This window comes from Enterococcus sp. 7E2_DIV0204 (genome assembly GCF_002140855.1).
GTDB lineage: Bacteria > Bacillota > Bacilli > Lactobacillales > Enterococcaceae > Enterococcus_L > Enterococcus_L lemimoniae.
Map to the genome: position 1 here is coordinate 284,750 of NZ_NGKY01000001.1, position 24,032 is coordinate 308,781.

A 24,032-nucleotide genomic window follows, 5' to 3' on the forward strand; every position below is an offset into this window, starting at 1 on the left:
TTTATGCAAGAAAGTTTTAATTTATAAATAGAAAAAGGCTAATTTTGCGTAATGAAAAGCATCTTATAATTATTAGAAGTAAAATCTAATAATTATAAGATGATTTTTTGTGTTGCCATCCAAAAATATTTCAAAGTCTTTTTCCACTCAATTGATCCATTTCGAATCTTCACTATTTATAATAAGTTTCATGTATTCTTTCTTCCACATGAAATTATCCTTAATATACTTATACAAATTGGGAGTATCTTCAATAGCATCATCACATATCTTTCTTTAAATCTCTTCTGTGAAGTATTCTTCCTGTGAAGGAAATTCCTAAGATAGTTTAGCTAAATAAATTAGCATTAAATATTATTCCAAAGCATTTTTCAACATTTTCTCAAGCAATTCTTCAATAGTATTGAATTTTTCAATCAGCTCGCCAGAAGGATTATCAAGTTCACAAAACATGTTTGAAGACTTTTCGTAAACAAACCAGCTAATATTTGATTCTCCTAAAAAAATAAATTGTTTGTTCGTTTCAACTTCATACCAGATTTTATTATATTCAATTAATCCATATATCCTCTGTTTGATGCCATCATCACTGTCTAATAAGTATTCATCAGTACCATATAGAATTGTTCCATTGAATTCTAAACCATTAATTTCTTTTAACACATCGGTGAAACTAACTGGAAACTTAAATGCAAACTCAGTTAAACTTTTTTCATTTAAACTTGATAATTCATTATCAGTTACGCCTCGATTTACAAGTTCTTCATAGTTCTTTTTTTCTCTTATTATATCTTTCAGTAACTTCTTCCACATTTATATTCTCTCCTATTTTCCTAAAGGATATATTTCACCCTCAATTATTGGCCAGTCCACCATTTTAGACTCTCCAGGCTTCATTTGTTTGGTTATGTTGTTTTGATGATTTGTTATTACTTTATGTGAAGGTTCATTTTTTATCAAAACTAAATTATCAAAATCATTCGTTCCACTATCATCTAAAGGTAACTTATGATGCACTTGCCACCCATCAGGTACCCGACCATTTTTTATTTTTTCAATATCTTTTTTACTAAAACCTGCATTTTTCAATTTAGTTTCATTTTTACTAATTGACTCCAAAAAGTTTTTACGAGATGAGCTATTAAACTTATTTCTCAAAGTTATTAACTCTTCCTTACTTCGTTTTACATAATTAACTGTCTTAGTTTTCACACCTTTTAATAGATACTCTTTTCCTCTTAATTTACCTGTAAAATCTGCTGTTGCTTCACTACTCTTCTCCACTATCTTAACCCGTTCACCAGATTTTTCCAAATCCCTTAACATTTCCAACTCTTTAGCCGTCAACTTCACGCCATCTAATAAATGATCCCCTTTTTTCATCAACTTCGCTGCTTTAATAACGTCCTTCACTTTATCAACCGGCGTAACTGCTAAAATAAGAAAAATACTCGACTTCACTTTTTGCCCAGTACTTGATCCATCATCCAGCAAAACTTCAACATCATCTAAATTAAGCAACATCTTGATTGTCTCAGGTCCAAGTTTCTTCAACATCTCCCAATCTTGTTTCCCTAATAACTTATTATAATCAAGTGTTCGGCCTTCATCCAGTTTTCCATTTTTATAAATCGCAAACTGTTTTCCATCATGATCTTCATGAATCACAACGATCTCATAGTGGTCTTCTTTATTCTTCTCATTAAATGCTTGAATGGTTTTAAACCAGTCTTGGTCTTTCCATGACATTTTCTTATACCCATTGACACCACCAATAAAATTGCCTGCGTTTCCCAGGACTGCTAAGCCTTGCTCAATCGAAGAAATCACTGTTTGAACCTCTGAAAAATCACTTCCGTGTGAGGCTTCAAAGGTTTGATACTTTTCTAAAATCTCAATTTCTTTTGCTTTTCCTAGCATACTTCTTTCCATGAAAAACTTATTGATAAACGGGACATTTTCAAACGCTTTTGCTGCTGCTTCCATCAAGATATCATTCTCGGCTTGTAGGCTTCTTAATTCTGATTTTAATCGTTCTAAATGATCTGTATCCAACTGATTTTCAGCTGCACCGACTTCAGATGTAAAAGCCGAGACATATTCAGTTGTTGCATCATCGACTTCATAGAGTGCGTTAAAGATCGCATCTGACACCGTTGTATAACCGTCAAAATAATCTCTAGAAGAATCCCAGCCTGTCCCGGATAATTCTTTCGCTCCTTTAAATTGTTGCTGTGCTTGATTGAAAGATTTAAACTGGCTGACGATTTTTAAGCGTTGTGTAGTGATTTCACTTGCTAGTTCAGTCCATTCGCTATAATCAATTTTCGGCATCTTTTTCCTACTCTTCTTTTCGTTGAAGGAGGATGAGGTCTTATTGTAACTGCTCTTGTTTTCTTTGTTCTAATTGGCTTAGTATATGTAACCCCTCTTGTCCTTCTTCGAAATGGCGCATGATTGAATGCTGTTCTTGTTCTAAATCCTCTATGTCGATCGTAGCTGAACGTTCTGCATGTGTTCCTTTACTGTAATAGAGGATTTCATTTAAGACTTCTCTTTGTCGTTGATGTAAACATGCAATATCCTGTATAAGCTGTGTCGTTTCATTTTCTTTTTTAAGTCCCTCACACGATCTTCTGTTTCATCTGCCTGCCACCGCAATTTTCTTTTCTTGTCCTCAATCATCATCTAGCTTTTCCCTCTTTCCGCTTTTTCAATCGCTTGATGGATTGTCATCAGTTTTTGTACATCACTAGACGCATAGCTTTCAAAATTACTGATACTTGAAGATAAAGAGGTTAAACTACTTTTTAATCCAGATGCGGCAGAACTTTGAGAGAAGGAAAAGGATTTTTTCGTTGAAAAAGAGACATCTGATAAACTACTTGTAAATTGATTTGTAAGGTCACTTACGACAGCTCGATTTGTGCTGATTTCCGTCATTTCAAAAACTCCTTTTTTAACTTTTAGTTTTATAATGTTATTTATCAATAATAATAAAAAACATGTTAATAAACGAGCCAATTGAGAACTCTTCCTTTAATTACTTAGTCCATTTACTTAGCTCTCAAAACTTGCCGCAACACATCCAAAACGCCAGCTGAATATTCCTCATAATTCTTGTTCACTAAATAAGCCAGCTCCACCTTATCCTTCAAACTAAACTTAAAAAAGAACCGCCGATTCCAGCTAAGTATCCACCCAGCAAGCTGTAGTTCAATCTTATCTTTCACTAACTGGTCTGACGCATACACGTATAATGTAACCAAATCGTAAAAGTAATCCTTACGACTTTCCTCACCAAGAATGTTGATAATACTTAGTTGAGAACGTGTTTCTTTTTTCTCTTTAAATAGAGAGATCAACCACTCTTTGATACTCAATGAATAGTGTTTGATCAACTGAGCTACTGCTTTATTTCTCACATCCCTTGACGGATCCGATAAACAGTCAATATAAACTGGCAGTTGTTCATTAAAAGGTAAACAGTCTATCCAATTCAATACGGATACTCTGATTTTCTTTTCTCTTGAGTTGATCAGTGGTAACATTCGTTCTTGGTCTCTCTTATCTTGCAAAATTGCTAAACCATGAATCGCATTGATTGGATTATCCTTTAAATGTTGGAGATAGTATTCTCTGCAGTCGATTTCAGGGAACTGTTTTTTCACATAATTAAGCGCTAAATAGTTGATTGCAACGTTTTGATCCAATAATTTGGGAATCATTCGCTCCTCTTTCATTCGGTTGTTGTAACACCATTCACATGCTAATTTTCGAATAACCATTTGCGGATGACTTAATAAATAAGCAAGATACTCATTTTCCCACTGATCTTCTTTTAGTATTTCATTAAATGTCCACCTTAGAATCATTCTGTCTTTTTTGACTAGACCATTTTTTATTACCTTTACTCTATGTTGTTCTTTGAGTTGAAAACTTAACTCAAATCCATATCTTGAAATATAGATATCCTTGCTTTCTTGCGCTTTTTCCAACAAACTAAACCGATTTAATAAATTGGTATTTAATCGATCGTACACATCTAAATTTTCTTTTTGCTCTAACTCTTTTAAACGTTTGATTAAAGGGAAAGAAAAAAGAATTGTTGCTTCATTTTCCTGCATAAATCTATTGTCGATTTCTTGTTCTGCGAGTTTTCTTATTTTTTTAACGTGGTCATTTAATGTAAGAAGTAAGAAGGGGAGCGTATTTTCAAAAGATTCCATACTCATTTTTTTTAATGCACATTCTCTGACATAGCCATTTGGATGACAAACTAGCCACGACCAAAATGAAGCAGAATTATTACTGGAAAGACTAGTCACTATTGATTCATTAATATCAAACCAATTCCAGTCACTTGGCCCATATGAAAAAGCACGTAATTTCTTAAACGTCTTAAAAAAAGTTTTAGGCGTTTGCTCTTCCAGAAGCTGACTTAGATACTTTGTATAGGTTAGTCGATTTTCTTGATTGAATATGATTTTTTTATAGCAGTACTTGATTGCTGCGGCTGTACTTTTAATTTCTGATTGTTCCATTTGTAATACCAACAACGTTTGATTCATTTTATTTCCTCACTTATTTCTATTTATGAACTATCATTTTATTCCTTGCTATTATTTTAACATAAGATATTCCCTCGTTATGAGCAGCTCATTAAACAATGAACTTCTAAAGCGGAAATCAGAATATCTAATTGAAATGATGAATGATTTCATAATTCCAAGTGTTGAATCTCTCTATACTTATAATGAATTGAATACAACTATTTATTAATACATCGAACAGCTTTTAGGGTGGAAGCCATTCTATACCAATTTAGACTTGATCATTGATAGTGCTTGGCAATGGTACGCGACACATCCAAATGGATATTAAATAATATACTAAATAATTTTAAACTAAAAAAGATCTGGATGTAAGATTTTTCAACCTTACATTCAGACTTTTTCTTTATGTTTATTTATAAAATTATCGTCTTTGGCCAACTACTAAAGCTAATAAGACAATCAACTTATTATCATCCTCACTTTGATGTTGATTTATCGCAACATAAACCCTAATTGTCCAACCATTTATCATCCCTCTTGATTTCATCACTAACCATCAAATCATTTCTTTTTAAAATTTCATCTAATGAAAAATCAAAAAAGGAACTCAGTTCAATCAGGGTATCAATATTAGGATATGATTTTTCATTTTCCCAACGTGAAACAGTTTGCCTTGTTACATGGAACTTAGCTGCTACTTGTTGCTGTGTTAACTTCTTTTGTTCTCTGCGGATTTTCAACAATTTTCCAATCTCCATAATATGTCACCCTACCTTCAAAACGTTTTTTATATGTCAAACTTTCTCATGATTTCACATAAAAAACTACGTAACAAATGCCCTTGATTCTATCCCTCTCATTTCCTTTGTTGAGGAACTTCCTTGATCAAACAAGTGATTTCCTCGACAATCATAAAAAATGTATTTCTTCATAGCCACCCCTCCATTTTATGTTATCTTAAATATCACATATTAGGGCAGAATTAAAAAGCAATTTTGGTGTTACATCGTGTTATATTCATGATTTTATGAGTGTTTTTCATTATTATTTGTTATTTTTTCCACACTTATCTAATACTTACAATAGACTAGCATGATCGATTACAATTGCATGTTTCCTACAGGCCTCTTTTTAGCTTGTTCATTGTTAAAATAAAAAACAGCTCTATCGCTTCAGACTAGATGACTACTAGTAAGCACGCTGATATAGCTGTTTTTATTTTTTATATTCTATTATGATCGATTATTTTCTCAATATCTTTTCCATTGCTTTTCCTTTAGCTAGTTCATCAATCAATTTATCCATATAACGAATTTTCTGCATCAGTTCATCTTCTATCTCTTCTACACGGTAGCCACAAATGACGCCCTTGATCAATGAGACATTCGGATTTATTTCGGGTGCTTGCGCAAAGAATGTTTGTAAATCAACTTTATCCTCAATTTGTTTCTGTAATCCCACTTCGTCATACCCTGTCAGCCAACAAATAACTTCATCGGCTTCGGCCTTTGTCCGACCTTTTTTTTCGACTTTTTGAATGTATAACGGGTAAATACTGGCAAACGACATTGCAAATACTCTTTGATTTTTTGCGTCCATTTTTCTTCCACCTTTTAGTATCAATTTTAATTGTTGTATACTATTATAGCCTGATTTTATTCATTATTACATTTTACTGTTTTAACTTTGTCTCTTTTAGATTATTTAGCACTACAACAAGCCGATTGATTGGTTGCTTTTTAGCTTGTGTGAGCACAGACGTAATTTGTTTGATTCCCATTGTTTTCTCTAGTTTTATTTTTTGATCTAGAGAAAAAGTCTTTACTGGTTTCTTTTTCTGGCCAATCGGACTAATTTGGTTGTTTTTATTTTTATCTATTCTTAATAGTAGAAAAAAGAATAAGACAATCGCCAGAATAATGATAAACATGCCTTTTCAGCTCCTTATTTACACCTTCATTGTTTGAATCTTGGCGAAGTATTGAGATAAGCGATCATCATACCAACAAGTACAATGATCACAACGATAGCTATTAACTGTATTTCTGGAAATAAGCTCGTTAGGCCTATTAAAGCTACGGAAATAAACAGAATTCCGCCATTGCTTTGCCTAACGCTCTTTCATTTAATGTTGCTTTTTCTTGCTTGGATGCTGTATTGTAACCAGCAATCAACCATAACCATTTCCCGCGCCACAGCTGAATCCCACAAAGTATAAAGATCAGCATCATAATCAACTTTACCATTCTTTTCACCTGTCCTTTTCCATCCTCTTGTCTTCTATTTTGCCAAATTTTTTAAGTGAATACTAGCTTTTTTGCAATAAAAAGAACCTTAACTATCACGTTAAAGTCCTTTTTATCTTTTATCCTTGTCCTAAAATATCCAAAATAATCTGCGTATGCATCCCGGCACCAACAGGGAAACATTCTTCCATAATTTTAAATTTTGGATGATGATTCATATAACCACAGCCTTCTGCTGCTGTTCCACCACCTAAAATAAAGAATGAACCGGGTCTCACATCAGTGTAAGCAGAGAAATCTTCACCGCCCATCATTTTAAGGGCTTCAAACATCCGTTCTTTGCCCACAACTTTTTCAGCTGCAGCCATCACAATATCCGTTGCGTCACTATCATTATTGACCTCACTATAACCAAGTAAATAATCTAGATCATAGGTTGCATCATACATCTTACAAATACCATCAATGATTCCTTCGATCCGTTTTTGGATAAACGCACGTACTTCTTTATTGTTCGTCCGAACTGTTCCTTGGATTTTAGCTGTATCGGGGATAACATTCGCTGTTTTCCCAGCATTGAATTCGCCAATTGAAATAACGGCATTGTCAAAAGGACTAACATTTCTAGAAACAATGTTATTCAAATTAGTGATGATCTCTACACCGATCATGATTGGATCAACAGATAAATCAGGTGTTGAACCATGTGAACCTTTTCCTTGAATTTTCAAAGTAAAGACATCAGACGCCGCACTAGCAGGACCTTTTCTAGTTCCCACCATCCCAACTGGAATATTCGGTGCAATATGCAAACCAAAAACTTGATCTACATCATCCATCACGCCTGCTTCAACCAATAACTTAGCCCCACCCGGCGGTTCTTCTTCGGCTGGTTGGAAAATAAATTTTACTGTACCAGCGATTTTATCTTGCATACCAGTCAACGTTTTGATGGCACCTAACAACATCGCAGTATGAGTATCATGACCACACGCATGCATCACACCAGGATTTTCAGACGGAAAATCTACATCTGCTTCTTCTACGATTGGTAATGCATCGATATCTGCTCTTAAAGCAATCGTTTTGCCTGGCTTACTCCCTTTTAAAATAGCAATCACACTATTTTCAGTCAATGAACTGACTTCTAGATTTGGAAAATCAGCAAGAACTTTTTTGATATATTTAGCTGTTTCTACTTCATGAAATGATAATTCTGGATGTTGATGCAAGTGTCTTCTCCATTTGACCATATCTGTCTGTGGCATTTTTTCTTGAATAGTTGTCATTTAAAATTCCTCCATTTTCCCTCAATCAATTATTTATATTGCTTATTCTATTTTTCTTATTTTTGCTTAATAAACATAATCGTCACAGCAGTCAGTAACCCAACAACTAAAAAGAAAATAAAGGTCGAAATATATTGTCCATTTGACAGTTCAACTAATTTTCCGATAAGCGTTGGTGAAACAAATCCCCCCAGAATTCCTCCTGTAGCCAGTGTTCCATAACTTGGTGCAAACTTGGCACCCTCAAAAATTCGTAATGGAATACTCATCATCGTAACAAATGAAATAATCAAAAAGAAGTTCGCTAGCCCCATCACGATCGATAGTAAAACAAGATTCGCAATATAATAAGAACCAAATGCGCTAAGTGCACCTAAAATAGCTGTAATAGCAACAATTGCTTTTTCTTTGTGTTGGAAAAATCGTCCCACAACATAGCTACCACCAATCGAACCAATCAACATAAATAAGCCACCTACACTACTGATCACGGCAGCACCATTCAAGTCTAGTCCTCGTTCACCAGTCAGGAAACTTGGTACCCAGCTGGACAATCCATACAATAGACAATTGATGAAGAATGAACTCAAAAACAAAATCCAAACCCGGATATCTGACCAAATCACCAAAATCGAGATTTTATCCGTTTTTGTTGCAACGGCCTCCGCCTGCTCTTTCCTTTTTTCATTTCTAGGAATAGCAATAATTAAGAAAATAGCAATCGCAACTGCTAAAGCAGTTAAAATCAGATACGCATTTTTCCAACCTGCATTAGTAATGATTGGTGACAGTGCCAATGGTCCGATAAAACCTGCTACTCCAGAGGATGAGAGTAAAATCCCTTGAGCAAATGTTCGTTTTTCAGGCGAAAAATTCATTGTGACTTCTTTACTTGCCGAAGAAGCATAACCTGAATGCGCCAATAGACCTGTTAAAAAGCGCAACGACATAAACATGATCAATGAAGTCCCAAAACCAAATAAAAATGAAAACAAGCCCATTCCTAACACCGAACCAATCAAGACCACCCTTGAACCAACTTTATTGATCACTAACCCCATTGGAATCTGCATGATGGCATACCCTAAGAAAAAGGCACTCATGATCATTCCTTTTGCTGCTGGCTCTAAGCCAAATTCAGTTGAAATTGGAATTAGTGAATAGCCCACTGAAAGCTTATCAATGTAAACCATGGTATAACCCAAAAATAATGCTACTAACAATAACCCAGTTTTCTTTGTCTCTTTTTTTTCCATAAATCCTCCTTATTTTAAAAGCTGAATGAGCTTGGTAATTCACCGTAACAATGAGCCATTTAGCATCGACGAAAAAATAGGAAAACATGACTGTGGCGTTTTTTATCACATTCAGTTTGTATCTTTTTTCCGAAAGGCTAGCCCGTGGAGCTGGATAACACACAGTAATAACCTTCCGCTCCATCGCATAAATAAATACCATTAGTTTAGTATAATATATTATCCCTAAAAAAAGAAGAGTAAAATGAGAAAACAATGAATAAAAGATTAGCTCAAAAACCCTCAGAATCAGGTAAATCTAATAAAAAAAACACCAATCAATAAAAACTATCGGTGTCTGGCTATATAAGTATTCATTCTTGTTACTAAAGTTACTGTACTCAGAAACTTAGCAATAAAAATAAACCTCCTAAAGCGAGTAACGTAAAAAAACCAAAAATATTATGCATGTTGATCCCAATTCCATATCCAACACGTTTAGAAATAAAATAGTGAGACTCAGAAAAATATTTCCCATTCTCTCGTTTTGATTTAATGATTGAAGGAATAGACAATATGGGATAAGCAAGTAAAATCAAAGCCACAAAACTATTTAATGTTTGATCCAAAAGAACCATCTTCTTTCAAGCATACTCCGTAATCCCCACTTTAGTACCAAATAATGTATATAGATTTTTTCTTTAATCCGTAAGTCCATTTACTTTCATCACATCAGCCTTCACAAACTTCAACATCGCAGTTTTGCCTAAACGAAAACCAAATTTCTGATAAAAAGCCTCTTTTCCTGGTGAAGCATACAACATCACATTCAACTGTTCCATTCCTTTCAACAGATTCTCCATAATCAGCCGACCAAGCCCAGTTCCTTGGTAATCTGGATCAATCGCCACATCATAGACAGCAGCCTGATAGCAACCATCTGATAAAACACGTCCGCAACCAATCAATTGAGTATGATCTTTTGTAAAAATCTGAACAATTTTGTAACTTTTTTCAAACGCTTTTTGATGTAACTCAGGTGTGTATGTACCCATACCACATTTCTTTAACAGTTGTTGAATCTCCAGACCTTGAAGTTCTTTTTTAGTCGTGCTTACGTTGTACTCCATATTTTTCACTTTTCTCCTTTTTTATGAATAAATCTTTCTTAATTCATTTACTTTCGCTTCCAATAGACTTACTAGCTCTTTTGGTGCAGTAACTGTTGCTTCTTTCCCTATGACTAGAAAAAAATCAGCTGTATAAGCAATATCTGTCTTATCAATCGTCAGTGACAATTTACCTTGTCCCTTTTTATTTTTCTGAACCCCTTTATATAAGTAACGATTTTCTAAGCATCGCATCACACCAACCTCAGTTAAATCGGCAACTAATTCTAAAGGCTCTTGTGGCTGATACTCATTTTCCCGTTGTTGAAGTGGAATCGAGGTGGTAAATGTTTCGTTGGTCACACTTAGTGTTTGGATTCGATCGATGCGAAAATGCCGTGCTTTTTTGACTTCTTGATCTAATGCAAATAAATACCAAAAGCCATTGCTAGTATATAGACCAATGGGTTCCAAGCTTTTTTGTGAAACCTGTTTAACGGACTGATAGCGAATAACCAACACCTTATGATCTAAGCAAGCGGTAATCAACTGGTTTATAAATGGTGCTGAAACAGCCTGCTTCGGGACAGAAATCTGAAAATGATCTGATAACTGGAGTAACTTTCGCTTCACCTCTCTCGGTACAACTTCCAAAAGTTTTTCTTTGGCTGTGATTGTGTTGACCTTGAATGGAAAATCTTCGTAATCAGTAAGTGACTGAATCGCAAAATACAGTGAAAATAATTCCGCTTCAGTAAACAAGACTGGCGGCAAAATCTGATTAGGCAAAACACTAAAACCACCGTTACGCCCCTTTTTCGACTCAACATACAAACCTAAATCAGCTAAATCAGAGATATAACGATAAACACTACGGATCGATAGTTGAAATTCATCTGACAATTCTTGTGCCGTAAATACTTGCTTGTTTTGAACATACCAAAGCATATCGTAAAGAAGCTTTTCTTTTTTGACTTTCCTCACTTCTTTCTATAAACTGACAATTTTTGTCATGTTTAGTCGTTATACTTAGGATAAAGGAGGAATGATCATGAGTCAAATCAAAATTCGCGGCGCACGTACAAGAAATTTAAAAAATATGGATATCACCATCGAAAAACACAAAATCAATGCTTTTGTTGGTGTTTCAGGATCGGGGAAGTCTTCATTGGTTTTTAATACGATTGCGGCCGAAGCACAACGGCAGATGAATGCAACTTATCCGAGCTATATCCGCAATCGGATGCCTCATATGGAAGCCGCGATCGTCGATTCCATTGAGAATATTTCACCTGCTGTAATCATCAATCAAAAGGCTTTAGGTGATAATATTCGTTCAACTGTAGGAACAGCAACGGACATTAATCCAACCTTACGTCTACTGTTCTCTCGGTTTGGTCAGCCCTTTGTTGGCTATTCAGATTTATTTTCCTTCAATAGTCCTACTGGTATGTGTAAAACCTGTGAGGGTTTAGGGATTGCTACTGAATTTATTTTAGAAGAGTTACTTGATTATGAGCGGTCTTTAAATCAGGGAGCAATTTGTTTTCCAACCTTTGAACCAGGTAGTTATCGTTGGAAACGTTATGTAGATTCAGGTTTATTCGATAATGGCAAACCATTGAAAGAGTATACTCAAACAGAAATGAATCTGTTATTATATTCGGAAGAAATCAAGCCACCAACCCCAAATGTGGATTGGCACAAATCGGCGACCTATGCAGGTCTGATTCCTAGAATCACTCAGACTTTTATTCAAAATCCCTCCAAGAGTTATCGACGTTATTTACCTGACATTCGACGTATCACAAAACAAGAAAAATGTCCTGTTTGCCAAGGCTATCGTTTAAACAAACAGGCACTATCGTGCAAAATCAAAGGAAAACATATTGGTCAATGTTTAGAGATGCAATTAGATGAGTTAAGAGATTTTTTGCGTAGTTTATCTCAAGAGGGTGTTCAACAAATGTTGGACAACATCTTACAACAGCTGGATCATTTTTGTCAGGTAGGACTAGAATATCTTAGTTTGGCTCGAGAAACAGGAACGCTGTCCGGTGGTGAATCACAACGAATCAAACTGATTCGTTCAATTGGAAGCAGCCTTGCAGATTTGATGTATATTTTTGACGAACCTAGTATAGGGCTCCATCCACAAGATATTCAAGCGATTGGACAGTTGCTTTGCGCCATTCAAGAAAAGGGCAACACAGTCTTATTGATCGATCATGATCCAGCTATTATCCAATTAGCAGATACTGTTTTTGAATTAGGTCCTAAAGCTGGTATCCATGGCGGTGAGCTAGTCAGTGTTGGCAGTTTTGAAGAATGGACTAGGCGGCAAGATTCACAAGAACCCTTAACTAGAGAGTGTCAGAATACCTCAGCCAATAGTTTTTTTTCAGTGGAGAATATTTCAAAAAATAACGTTAAGCATTTGTCTGTTCAACTGCCCAAACAACGATTGATTGCGATTACTGGTGTGGCAGGATCTGGAAAAAGTTCCTTTGCAAAAGCTTTAAAAGAACAATGTGGTGAAGAGATTTTTTATGTTTCACAAAAAAATCTACGTACAAGTCATCGTTCAACAGTTCTCTCTTCAATCAGTCTTTTTGACGAGATTCGTCAGTTATATAGCAACAAAAATCACGTTAATGCTAGTTATTTTAGCTTTAATGGTAAAGGTGCTTGCCCTGTATGTAAAGGTAAAGGCTTTATTGAAACTGAACTGGCTTTTCTTGATCCGATTCGTAGTATTTGTGAAGCGTGTCATGGAAACAAATACCGCAAAGACGTTCTGCAATACACTTACAATGGAAAAAATATTGTAGAATTACTTGAACTCTCCGTTGCAGACAGTTGTCATTTCTTTTCAACACAACAAAAAATTGCCAAACGGCTGTTTTGGCTCAATAAAATCGGCTTGGGATATCTCACATTGGGGCAAACATTAAACACTCTTTCTGGTGGAGAATTACAACGTTTAAAATTAGCTAGTAATCTTGATTGCCAAAATAAATTAATTATTTTAGACGAACCCACTACTGGATTAAGTACCCAAGATATTCAATCATTGTTACGTGTATTTGATGATTTACTTAGAAAGAATAATACACTTTTAGTGATTGAACACAATTTAGACTTGATTCGCCTGGCGGATTGGATGATTGAATTTGGCCCTAGTTCTGGTAAAAAAGGTGGGCAAGTGATTTTTGAAGGAATCCCGATTGACGCGATAAATGATCCTACATCAGTTACAGGTAGATTTTTACCATAAAAACCGGGGATGAGCCAAAAGTAAACATCACTTTTTGCTCATCCTCGGTTTTTAGTTACTTCTTCAACACTTCTTTTTTATGCAGATATTCTTCTTCAGTAAGATTTCCTTTCGCAAATTCTTCGTCTAATACGTCAAAAGCGGATGAATGTGTTGGTTGATACGGTGAATGGTTTGTTTCTCTTTGTTGATTCGTTCTATTTTTTAGAATATAAATAGCACCAATAATTACGACAGCAATTAAAATCCACCAAAGAATACCCATGCCAAACATTCCTCCTCTCATCATACCTCGACCGCCACTTAAAACAGTTGAACAATAACCCATATATAATCGCTCCTAACCTATTTTTGTTTAGTATAAAATAGAAATATGTCAAAAGTGTGTCGAATTATTCTTTTAGAAATGCTATAAGCTAATATGCTTGGTCAATTTTTGGTAAGAAGCATACGAAGGATACTTTGTCACTTCACTATTTTCAATCGTCAATGCCTGTTGATCAACAATTGCCTTAGTCAATTCATCTGAAAATGCTACAAATTCGTTATTCGTTGCTTCATTGTATTCTAAAGAATAGTATTTTGACTGACGATAATACTTTTTCAGCTGATCTGCACTAATTTTCTCAGGTTGATCTGCAAAGTATTCATCATAACGAGCACTATCGATTTTGCCATCCGTCACAGTCAATTGCAGTCTACCAATCAATCCATCACCAAAATCTTCAGCATAGCCAATGTATCTTGTTTTAGATGGTTGCTTGATTTCATCTGACAATTCTGCGGCAATCGCCATCAAGCCTTCTCTGGCTGTTGTGGAAGAACCTTTTACTGTTTCAAAATTTCCTGTAATACGATTTTCTTCCCGCATTTGCTTTTCAACAAAGGTGATACCGTTGACCACTGTTACTAAAGTTGTATCAGTTCTTGGATTTTGTGCTTGAAAAAAGGCGTAATCAGACAGACGCTTATTCGCTCCAGCATATTTTGAAGCATAGTAATTTTCAGCGCCGTATTCATTAAATTCAACATTGATGATCTTATTTGTATCATCTGTTACAATTTCAACGATTCCATGATTCCCTACATCAAAATAACCGTCATTAGTAAAATAGTTTCCTTCAAGTAATCCTAAAGGTGGTTGATTCGACCAGAACATTTTTTTGAGCTTTTCTTCGTAAGTATACAGGGGTTTGGGATTGGAGCCAAATGTTGTTTGGGTAGCACCAGTAACGACATCATAGTTGTATGATGTGTTCTCAAATGTGAGCTTGTTCTCCTTGTTTGCTTCTGCTGCCTCACTTGAGGCAACAGGTTCAGTTGAAGAACTATTGAAAATTGCCGGTCTTGTTGCTAGACTTGATTGTTCTGTGGTTTTTCTTTGATCTGGTTTGCATCCGACAAGTCCGATAACGCTGCCTAGGAAAAGAACAGCCAGCAGATAACTTTTTTTCATAAAATTTCTCCTTTTGATCTTCTTGTTAGGCATTAAAACGATAGCCGCTGCCCCAAATAGTTTCGATCGGAATCTCCGACAGTCTGCCTTTTTTTAGTTTTTCTCTAATTCGCCCTACATGCACAACTACTGTATAAATATCACTATCAAGCTCATCCATATCCCACACTTGTCGAAAAAGTTGTTCTTTCATCCAGACACGATTCGGATGCTCCATGAAAAAAAGTAGTAAATCAAATTCTTTGGTTGGAAAAAGGATTTCCTTCCCTAAAATAAAGACTCTACGAGCACTTTTATCAATCATAATTGCTCCTCTTTCCACTGTATCATTAACTGGATCAGTTCGAGTCAATAGCTGATACCGTTTGATGTGGGCTTTAACACGAGCAACTAATTCGCTTGGACTAAATGGTTTTGTCATATAATCATCTGCGCCTAGACCTAAGCCTCTGACCTTATCGATATCTTCTTTTTTAGCAGAAACGATCATCAATGGAATATTTTTCTTTTCTCTAATACGGCGACAAATTTCAAAACCATCCATTGACGGCAGCATGATATCAATCACAATCAAATCAAATTCTTCCGTTAACGCTCGATTCAGACCAACCAGTCCATCACGGGCAATTTCGGCTTTCATTTGATTGATTTCTAAATAATCTTTTTGCAATTCTGCAATACTTACATCATCTTCAATCAGTAAAATTCTGGATACTTCCTTTGACATCTGGCTGTCCTCCTCAAGCTTTTTTTAGTAAAATCGTGACCGTTGTTCCTTGGTGCAGTTCACTTTCGAGCTTCACCTGTCCTTTATGCATATCGATGATTTGCTTTACAATGGCAAGACCTAGACCGCTACCACCAGTATTCGTTGGCCGTGCTTCTTCTCCCCGATAGAAATGATCAAAAACAAAGGGTAACTGTTCAGTTGAAATCCCTTGTCCGTTATCAGATACACGAACTTCCACCCTTTCAGAGGTTTCAGATATAGCGATCTGAATTGACAGTGGTCGATCATGGGCTTTAAATTTCAAGCTATTTTGGAGTAAATTGATGAACACTCGATTTAACTGCATTCGATCGGCTAAGACATTGCTTATCGTTGTTCCTTGAGTAGATAATTGAAGTGACACTTGCGTTTCTTGTAACTGAAATTCTTCAATAATATGTTTTAAAAATTCATTGAGATTGATTCGTTCAAAATGAAACGGAATTGCGGCTGCATCTAATTTAGAATATAAAAAGAGTTCTTCAATCAAATCATTCAATGAGAGAGCTTTAGTGTGGATCGTTTGTAAGTATTTGTCACGTTTCTCTGGTGAATCCGCTACTCCCTCCAACAATCCTTCAACATAACCGATGATCGAAGTGATCGGTGTTTTTAGATCATGGGAGATACTAGCTACAAGCTCTTTACGGTTATTTTCAAGCTTTCCTTGTTCTTCTGTTGAATGAAGCAACGCTTCCCGCATCTTTTCAAAATCATCCGTCAACTGTTTCACTTCCATCGCAGTTTGTTTCACAGGTCTATCCACAGAGGTCTCCAAATAGCCATTACTGATTTCTGACATCCCTACGCCAAGCTTTTCTAATGGTTGGATAATTGTTTTCTTTAATAGATGATTTAAAAAAAATAGTCCGCCAAGTGCTACTAGCAATATCGTTACGATGACCAGTACGCCCCACTTTGTCATAAATTCTAAAAAGTTATTTTCTTTTTTTAAAACTAATAAGCTTCCCGGTACTTGATCACTAAAATAAAAATCAAATTTCATATAACGGTACAAACGCCCCGCATTATCGATTGTTCCTCTAGTTTCAATATTATTAGCATCAAATTGGGGAAAGTGGACAATCAGTGATTTTTCTACTAAATCCTGAGAATAATAGGCGATCGTTGCTTCCTTACGTACAACGACACCCAAGGCTTCTTTTTCAAATGTTTGGATCATTTTTTTTAACTCACCAGTTGGTTCAAGTAATTGATCAGGATCAGATTTTGCTATATTGCGTAATTTGATGTAGGCTAGTTCTTCCTCTGGGCTTAATGAGCGTTGCTGTGTAAACGTCTTATACAAACCACTGGGAGTTGGTACTTTCCCAGTTGTCACATAAAAAACAATACTGATGATTGAAAAAAGTGAAAGACAAGCGATTGCTATACCGCCAATATATGAAATGAGAAATCGTTTTTTTATGGTCATTTTTTTCTCCTTTGCTTTCATTTATAAAGGAAACAATCGCTTTGCTTCACTTCTGTTCAGGTATTTTTAGAAACTAAACGCAGGGTTGAATGCGCCTGTGTAAGGTTCATGTTCTACAAATACTGTGATATCTTGACCTGCTTGATTTTTTCCAGTTCGTTCATAGGTGAATTTCTTGCTGTTCAATTCAGTTAATTCTAGCGCTGCACCATATTTATTTTGTCCAATCGATACATGAGTCCGGATTTTATTATGGTTCAATACATCAAAATAACCAAAGTCACCACGACTAACACCAATCTCTAAATTGAAGAATTCATATTTATTCGTATCTGCAGCAAATTTTGCTAAACTAATAAAGTTTTTATTGAATGCTGTTACATCATTGCCCGACTCATCCAGCACTTTGGTCCCGTTCCATAATGTTTGACCTAAAATAGTCGCACCAGCTGTTTTTGTATCAATTTTGCCTGTAGTTGTATCTAACGGTTTTTCTTTCTCCGTAAAAGCTAACTTACTTTTATTATACGGGATATGTTCTACAAATACATCTACTTCATTTCCTGCTTTGTCTTTGCCTTTTCTAGTATAAGTAAATTTTTTATTCGTCAATTCAGTAAGGCCAACAACCGCTTGATAATTCATGGTTTCAGAAATCAACATTCGTTTCGTACCATCATTTGTAATGAAGAATGTACCACGATCGCCACGGCTTTCTTTTGTTTGAGCATCGAAAAATTCATAGCGACCCGTTTCAGCATCATATTTTGCCAAACCGATAAAGTTAGCATTTTCTGCTGTTAAATCATTTTTGTCTTTATCGTAGACCTTTGTCCCTTGCCAATCGGTTTTACCTAAAATTTTAGTCAGTTTGTCCCCTTTTGTTTTGCCATTCTCTCGTTTTGATTGCTCCGTTTGTTGTTGGCTGCTGCCTTTTGTCCCTAATGTCTCTTGTGCTCTCACACTACAACCTGCTAATAGTAAAACTAAACTTGAAACACCTGCGATAATTTTTTTGTTTTTCTTGATCATGATCATTTCTCCATTCAGTAATAAAGCTGTTTTCTTATTGCTTACTTTTATTATAGAAGAGAGATGTAAACAGGTTCTAACAAGAAAATAAACAATTTATAAACAATTTTCTGCTATGTAAGGTAGAACATTTTCATCACAAAAAAACCAGAAGTCATAAACTTCTGGTTTAACTAGCTTAAATCGCTGCTGTTTTTGGTAAATTTTCATAAAATGCTGCTTTGGTTGCAGTGATATATGGTGTTAGCCATAGATAACCGATTCCTAATGTTAACATTGCTAGGATATGCCAACCGATAAAGCTTAGGTCTAATAAGAACAATTGACCTTTATAGCCCTTCATAAGCTTTCTGCTGCGAGTGATTGAATCTAAGAATCCTGGACGTAACCCAGTTTCTTCATAACCATCATAATAAACAAAATAGGCTTGTGAATAAGAATAACCTTTGATAATTCCTGGAATAATGAATAGTAATGACCATAAAGTAACAAAAACGAGGGTCAATAGGCTAATACAAATAACACCTAAAATCACAGGTCCTGCAAAACCGCGGAATGCATCTGAAAAAGGTTTGATTTCTTGTTTTTTTCCTCTTAAAAGATCAAGGAATGTCCAAGAAATACCAGCACTAAACAACGCACCTATGATACCGCCAAAGAAACCTCCACCGCCACTGCCAGAACTACCTTCGTAGCTTGAAGTGCCGTTTACAAAATCAGGGTTGTTTTGAATGAATGTAATGGTTGGTAATAATAGTAGAAAAAATATAAGTAGTCCGATTGCAATTGAAACTAATGTCGGTACCAAACACATCAACACACTGTCTTTCCAACGTCCCCGTAAAATGTCTTTTGCTTCGTTTTTTAATTCAGCTCTTGTTTTCATAAAATTTTCCTCCTTTCATTTCATTAGTTTAGTATATCAAATAAATCATCTTAAAAGAAAACATATGCATTTTACCATTTTTTATTTAGTACAGATTATTTTTAATTAAGTTACCTTATATCAATCTATCATAAATCAGAGATGCTATAATTTATTTATACGAAAAATTTACTACTTAGAGTGGATCTGCTACTCACCAAAAATCGCATTTTCACAGCTATACTGGCGAAGCATGGAACTCTTTCCTTCTATATACTCACTCTGCAGGCTATACTTTCTTAAATATAACAAGATATCTCTTTATGCTTAAAGTACATTAACGAAAGGAATTTAGACTATGGAATTTGGAGAAAAGATCAAAGAGTTAAGAACAAAAAATCAGTTAACACAAGAAAAATTTGCGATCCGTTTGAATGTGACCCGACAAGCGGTCTCAAACTGGGAAAATAACCGAAATCTTCCCGATCTTGAATTATTGATCCTGATTTCTAGTATTTTTTATATTTCGCTTGATGAATTGATTCTAGGAGGAAGTAATGTGAATAATATGACTGAAAATCTGATCAAGGACGGTAGTAAGACACGACGAGCAAAACTAAATATGATCACCACATTGATTGGGAGTTTTTTGGTTTTGCCTGTTTTTTCATCAAAATGAATTCAGTAGAATATATTGATGAAACAGGCATTTTACACGAAAATTTTTTTCTTTTACCGATTGGATTTCTTTTCCTTTTTGCGGGAATATTGTCTTTTTAGTAACGGGGATTAGATTTATTATAGAGATTGTTCGTATAAAGGTAGAGAAAACAAACTAAATAAGCTTAAAGCGCAAGTTTAAATAATCTGCGCTTTAAGCTTTATTCTATTTACAATAAACGTTTGATCCAATAGAATTTCTTCTGATCATAAGGCGGATAAATCAATTTTGCCATTGAGTCTTTTCTACCAAAAACAACTGATTTCTTATGAGAGAATGTTTCAATACTATATTTACCGTGATAATTCCCCATTCCAGAAGCTCCAACTCCTCCAAATGGTAAATCATCGTTGGCTACATGAAGAATCGTTTGATTGATTCCACCACCGCCAAATGAAAGTTCATGTAAAATCTGTTTTTGAATTGTTCGATCATCTGAGAATAAATATACTGCTAAAGGTTTCTCCCCTTCTTTAACAAATTGAATGGCCTCACTTAATTGACCATATGTGCAAATTGGCAATAACGGACCAAATAATTCTTCTTTCATCAAACTATTCTCACGAGTCAAGCCAATATCAAATAGACTTGGCGCGACAAATCTTGTTTTCAGATCATACTCTCCTCCATAAATAAGAGAGTGACGATTTTCCTCGATTAATTGGATAAACTTATCAATCGATGAGCCCTGAACGATACGACCATAATCTGAGTTTTCTTGAATCGATTGACCGTAGAATTCGATAATTTTTTCTTTCAATACTTTGATGAATTGGTTTTTGACTTTTTCATCCACCAAGACATAATCTGTTGCAATACATGTTTGACCAGTATTCAATAATTTACTCCAAATGATTCGTTCAGCTGCAATTTCTATGTCAGCCTGTTCCGTTACGATTGCAGGACTTTTTCCTCCAAGTTCTAAGACAACTGGCGTTAAGTGTTTGGCCGCAGCTTCCATAACAATTTTCCCAACTTTAGTACTTCCTGTAAAAAAGATGAAATCCATACGCTCTTTTAAGACTGACGCATTATCAATAGAATTGGGCGATAGCACTTTGACATATTCCTCATCAAACGTTTCTCCAAGAATTGCACCAATCACCGCTGCTACATTGGGTGTTTTTGATGATGGTTTTACAATAGCACAATTGCCAGCAGCAAGAGCTCCTATCAAAGGAACAAGCGTCAATTGAAGCGGATAATTAAAGGGACCGATAATATAGACCGTTCCGAAAGGCTCTAAGAAAACCGTATTTTTGTTTAGTAAAGATGAAACTGCTCTTGGTTTATTTACAGGTTTCGTCCATTTATCTAGATTTTTAAGCATATCATTAATGGCAGAAAGAACTAGGCCTAACTCGGTAGCGTATACTTCTGCTTTAGGCTTTTTAAGATCTTTTTCAAAGGCCCAATAGAAATCTTCTTCGTGTTTTTTAACGTTTATTAGTAGCCGTTCAAGTTGTTCTTTTCTATATGAGATTGATTTTGTTTGGTTTGTGTTAAAAAAAGTATGTTGCTTTTTCATAATTGCTTGGAGATCAGATTGATTCATGGTAAGTCCTCCTCATTTTCTTTTAAGTATAGCATCGATTTTTTTATTTGAATAATAGAAGCCTGTCTTTATTGCTCAACCACTCTTTCTAAAATCAACGGTCGTGCCATTGTCCCTAAACTTTACTGAGTTGTAAAAAATTAATTAGCATCTTCGTTTTTTCATAAGTAGAAAATTTATGTCTGATTGCCTTGGTCTCATTTAAGTAGTTTAACTTTGTTTGTCCATTTCAATCATTAGTCGGAATGTTTCAACTTCATTAGTATTTTCATCTTTCATTTTCAACAGCTCTACTTTATTAAAATCAAACGTAGGCTTCATTTGTATTAATACTGGAGTTCATCTGACTTTCATCGACCTAAAATACTTTCTTGGGATAGTATCAGTTCATTTTTAAATTGATAGGAGCTAAATCTCCTCCTAAAATCAATTCATCTCCACTTTGCTCAACTTCATAATGAGGGTAAACGATAACCTCTTCTTCTTTCACTTCAAAAATGTAGTGAAATGTTTTATCATTCTTTTGATGTGTAAACACTCTATTATCTTCTGTGTACTCAATCTCCAGTTTCGTTGAATTGAAATTCAATACGTCATCATCATAAGTTATGTCATATTTTCCATAATCATAGTTCTTTGCAAACCACGAACCAACTAAAGCATGTACTAACTTTTCATCGTAATCTTTTTTCGTGTTGTCCGTTTTTTCTCTTTTTGCAGCACATGAACCCACCATAAGTGAAACGGACAATAAGAGTAGAACCTTTAAATTATTTTTCATTTTATCATTCCCTTCTTTACAATTAAGTATAGCTGAAAGTATTAGTTAGTTGAATATATAAAAAACCTCCACTTTTTCAAGAGGAGGTTTTACGTATGAGCACAAGATAAAAAATCAAAAGACCACTTGTCCCTTTTTACTTTATAAACAACTGAACATATTCATTTTTAATCGTATGAGATAAAATTTTCTCCTACCTCTGTTCTTCAAAACTGTTTTTTCTTCTTACTATGCGTTGAGAGTTATACTTTTTCTCCGTTAGAAGCTATTACTTCTTTATACCAGTAGAATGAATCTTTGGGATAACGTTCTAAACTGCCTTTTCCCGTGTCGTCTTGATCGACATAAATAAATCCATATCGTTTTGACATTTGCGATGTTCCACAACTAATTAAATCAATACATCCCCAAGGAGTATAGCCCATCAAATCAACTCCTTCTTTTACTGCTTCACGCATTTGCTGAATATGCTTCCTCATATAGTCAATTCGATACTCATCGTGAATCTTCTTATCTTCGGTTAATATATCCTTTGCTCCCAATCCATTTTCACATACAAATAATGGTTTTTGAAAACGATCATACAACTTCAGTAAAGAAATTCTCAACCCAATTGGATCGATTGGCCAATCCCACTGCGATAATTCCAAATACTCATTTTTAATTGGACTATCAAAGGTTCCAGCTAGCTTAGAAGCATCTTCTCTTGCTTCAGCCACATGAGACATATAGTAACTGATAGCAACAAAATCTACTGTACCATTTTTTAAAATTTCAATATCTTCTGCTTTACTATCAATTGTCAAATTATTTTCAGCAAAATAACTGTAAATATAGCTTGGATAATAGCCACGCGCTTGAACATCTGGATAGAACATATTCAATTGATTGGATTTTACCGCTTGCAGCTGATCTTCTGGTTTAGTCGTATGTGCATACGCTTCGATTTGATTGATCATACAGCCAATTTCAACATTAGGAACAATTGCTTTTGCCGCTTTTACAGCTAATGCACTAGCTAAAAACTGATGATGTGAGGCTTGGTAAGCAGCTTCTAAGGAATTTTCCACCAAATCTTCCAGAACTCCCGCTCCAGTGTACAAACTGTTTAAATTCATATTCATTTCATTAAACGTAATCCAGTAACGTACTTTGTTTTTATATCTTTCTAAAATAACTTTCGCATATTTTTCAAATAAAGGTACCAGTTCTCGGCTGATCCAGCCATTATATTTTTTTGTTAACGCAATTGGCATTTCATAGTGAGACATCGTTACTAGAGGTTCAATACCATACTTAGCACACTCATCAAAGACAGCATCATAAAAAGCTAATCCTTCCTCATTCGGCTCATTTTCTAAACCAGTAGGAAAAATTCGTGCCCATGAAATTGATAGTCGGAAGCACTTAAACCCCATTTCAGCAAACAACGCAATATCTTCTTTATAATGATGATAAAAATCAATTCCCCAACGTTTAGGAAATAGATAGCTCTCAGAATGCTTTGTATATTCTTCCAACTCACTAGACGTAACATTAAACGTAAAATTGTTCACCGCCCCAGAAGCATAAGGATCTTTGTAGGCTGCAAAGTCGGAAGTAGATAATCCTTTTCCGCCTTCCAAATAGGCTCCTTCAATTTGATTGGCTGCTGTAGCACCGCCCCATAGAAATCCTTTTTTAAATCCTTGATTTGTGTTCATATT

At 35.1% G+C, this 24,032-nt stretch carries 23 protein-coding genes and 1 pseudogene; 2 read left to right on the top strand and 22 right to left on the bottom strand.

Annotated elements, in window-relative coordinates; translation table 11 throughout:
* Positions 1-354: 354 nt before the first annotated feature.
* The 13 genes from A5819_RS01400 to A5819_RS01460 all read right to left on the bottom strand — a co-directional run bounded on the left by A5819_RS01400 (position 355) and on the right by A5819_RS01460 (position 11,419).
* The gene (locus tag A5819_RS01400; RefSeq protein WP_010764281.1) at positions 355-813 is read right to left on the bottom strand and encodes a YrhA family protein; all 459 of its coding nucleotides are present in this window, start codon (positions 811-813) and stop codon (positions 355-357) included.
* Between the two features lie 12 nt (positions 814-825).
* Complete coding sequence (locus tag A5819_RS01405; RefSeq protein ID WP_086353013.1) at positions 826-2,334, bottom strand: T7SS effector LXG polymorphic toxin; 1,509 nt, start codon at positions 2,332-2,334, stop codon at positions 826-828.
* Between the two features lie 354 nt (positions 2,335-2,688).
* The gene (locus A5819_RS01410) at positions 2,689-2,943 is read right to left on the bottom strand and encodes a DUF3130 family protein (protein WP_086281421.1); all 255 of its coding nucleotides are present in this window, start codon (positions 2,941-2,943) and stop codon (positions 2,689-2,691) included.
* Between the two features lie 113 nt (positions 2,944-3,056).
* Positions 3,057-4,571, bottom strand: coding sequence for a hypothetical protein (locus A5819_RS01415; protein ID WP_086280725.1), 1,515 nt, complete (start codon positions 4,569-4,571; stop codon positions 3,057-3,059).
* A 494-nt stretch (positions 4,572-5,065) separates the two neighbouring features.
* Entirely contained in the window at positions 5,066-5,314 is a 249-nt protein-coding gene (locus A5819_RS01420; RefSeq protein WP_086280723.1) for a helix-turn-helix transcriptional regulator, read from the bottom strand.
* 484 nt (positions 5,315-5,798) lie between these two features.
* Positions 5,799-6,155: a DUF2200 domain-containing protein gene (locus A5819_RS01425; protein ID WP_086280721.1), complete on the bottom strand. Its 357-nt coding sequence runs from the start codon at positions 6,153-6,155 to the stop codon at positions 5,799-5,801.
* A gap of 73 nt (positions 6,156-6,228) precedes the next feature.
* Positions 6,229-6,486 carry a hypothetical protein gene (locus tag A5819_RS01430; protein WP_086280718.1) on the bottom strand — a complete coding sequence of 86 codons (258 nt, stop codon included), beginning with the start codon at positions 6,484-6,486 and terminating at the stop codon, positions 6,229-6,231.
* Between the two features lie 145 nt (positions 6,487-6,631).
* Positions 6,632-6,802, bottom strand: coding sequence for a DUF3784 domain-containing protein (locus A5819_RS19610; RefSeq protein ID WP_139843322.1), 171 nt, complete (start codon positions 6,800-6,802; stop codon positions 6,632-6,634).
* A 119-nt stretch (positions 6,803-6,921) separates the two neighbouring features.
* On the bottom strand, positions 6,922-8,091 hold the full coding sequence (locus tag A5819_RS01440; RefSeq protein ID WP_086280716.1) for an amidohydrolase: 1,170 nt from the start codon (positions 8,089-8,091) through the stop codon (positions 6,922-6,924).
* A 56-nt stretch (positions 8,092-8,147) separates the two neighbouring features.
* Positions 8,148-9,347, bottom strand: coding sequence for an MFS transporter (locus tag A5819_RS01445; protein ID WP_086280713.1), 1,200 nt, complete (start codon positions 9,345-9,347; stop codon positions 8,148-8,150).
* Between the two features lie 380 nt (positions 9,348-9,727).
* The gene (locus tag A5819_RS01450) at positions 9,728-9,955 is read right to left on the bottom strand and encodes a hypothetical protein (RefSeq protein ID WP_086280709.1); all 228 of its coding nucleotides are present in this window, start codon (positions 9,953-9,955) and stop codon (positions 9,728-9,730) included.
* 72 nt (positions 9,956-10,027) lie between these two features.
* Positions 10,028-10,456 carry a GNAT family N-acetyltransferase gene (locus tag A5819_RS01455; RefSeq protein WP_086280706.1) on the bottom strand — a complete coding sequence of 143 codons (429 nt, stop codon included), beginning with the start codon at positions 10,454-10,456 and terminating at the stop codon, positions 10,028-10,030.
* A 21-nt stretch (positions 10,457-10,477) separates the two neighbouring features.
* Entirely contained in the window at positions 10,478-11,419 is a 942-nt protein-coding gene (locus A5819_RS01460) for a YafY family protein (protein WP_139843321.1), read from the bottom strand.
* A 67-nt stretch (positions 11,420-11,486) separates the two neighbouring features.
* Here A5819_RS01460 and A5819_RS01465 point away from each other — a divergent pair, with 67 nt between their 5' ends.
* Positions 11,487-13,712, top strand: a complete 2,226-nt coding sequence (locus tag A5819_RS01465; RefSeq protein ID WP_086280700.1) for an excinuclease ABC subunit UvrA — start codon at positions 11,487-11,489, stop codon at positions 13,710-13,712.
* Positions 13,713-13,767: 55 nt separating this feature from the next.
* On the opposite strand, the gene A5819_RS01470 is transcribed toward A5819_RS01465, so the two are convergent.
* The 6 genes from A5819_RS01470 to A5819_RS01495 all read right to left on the bottom strand — a co-directional run bounded on the left by A5819_RS01470 (position 13,768) and on the right by A5819_RS01495 (position 19,290).
* Positions 13,768-14,040: an SHOCT domain-containing protein gene (locus tag A5819_RS01470; RefSeq protein ID WP_086280696.1), complete on the bottom strand. Its 273-nt coding sequence runs from the start codon at positions 14,038-14,040 to the stop codon at positions 13,768-13,770.
* An 81-nt stretch (positions 14,041-14,121) separates the two neighbouring features.
* The gene (locus A5819_RS01475) at positions 14,122-15,168 is read right to left on the bottom strand and encodes a hypothetical protein (protein ID WP_086280693.1); all 1,047 of its coding nucleotides are present in this window, start codon (positions 15,166-15,168) and stop codon (positions 14,122-14,124) included.
* A gap of 25 nt (positions 15,169-15,193) precedes the next feature.
* Positions 15,194-15,895 carry a response regulator transcription factor gene (locus A5819_RS01480; protein WP_086280691.1) on the bottom strand — a complete coding sequence of 234 codons (702 nt, stop codon included), beginning with the start codon at positions 15,893-15,895 and terminating at the stop codon, positions 15,194-15,196.
* A 13-nt stretch (positions 15,896-15,908) separates the two neighbouring features.
* Positions 15,909-17,372, bottom strand: a complete 1,464-nt coding sequence (locus A5819_RS01485; RefSeq protein WP_086280687.1) for a cell wall metabolism sensor histidine kinase WalK — start codon at positions 17,370-17,372, stop codon at positions 15,909-15,911.
* Between the two features lie 66 nt (positions 17,373-17,438).
* Complete coding sequence (locus A5819_RS01490; protein ID WP_086280684.1) at positions 17,439-18,404, bottom strand: DUF4822 domain-containing protein; 966 nt, start codon at positions 18,402-18,404, stop codon at positions 17,439-17,441.
* Positions 18,405-18,582: 178 nt separating this feature from the next.
* The gene (locus tag A5819_RS01495; protein ID WP_086280681.1) at positions 18,583-19,290 is read right to left on the bottom strand and encodes a DUF975 family protein; all 708 of its coding nucleotides are present in this window, start codon (positions 19,288-19,290) and stop codon (positions 18,583-18,585) included.
* A 337-nt stretch (positions 19,291-19,627) separates the two neighbouring features.
* Here A5819_RS01495 and A5819_RS01500 point away from each other — a divergent pair.
* Positions 19,628-20,049 (top strand): annotated as a pseudogene (locus tag A5819_RS01500) (DUF3955 domain-containing protein).
* 110 nt (positions 20,050-20,159) lie between these two features.
* Here the strand turns inward: A5819_RS01500 and A5819_RS01505 are convergent.
* The 3 genes from A5819_RS01505 to A5819_RS01515 all read right to left on the bottom strand — a co-directional run bounded on the left by A5819_RS01505 (position 20,160) and on the right by A5819_RS01515 (position 24,029).
* Positions 20,160-21,545 (bottom strand): aldehyde dehydrogenase family protein, encoded by a 1,386-nt coding sequence (locus A5819_RS01505; RefSeq protein WP_086282423.1) that lies wholly within the window; start codon positions 21,543-21,545, stop codon positions 20,160-20,162.
* 382 nt (positions 21,546-21,927) lie between these two features.
* Complete coding sequence (locus tag A5819_RS01510) at positions 21,928-22,326, bottom strand: hypothetical protein (protein WP_086282426.1); 399 nt, start codon at positions 22,324-22,326, stop codon at positions 21,928-21,930.
* Positions 22,327-22,568: 242 nt separating this feature from the next.
* Positions 22,569-24,029 carry a glycoside hydrolase family 1 protein gene (locus A5819_RS01515; RefSeq protein WP_086282428.1) on the bottom strand — a complete coding sequence of 487 codons (1,461 nt, stop codon included), beginning with the start codon at positions 24,027-24,029 and terminating at the stop codon, positions 22,569-22,571.
* Between the last annotated feature and the right edge of the window lie 3 nt (positions 24,030-24,032).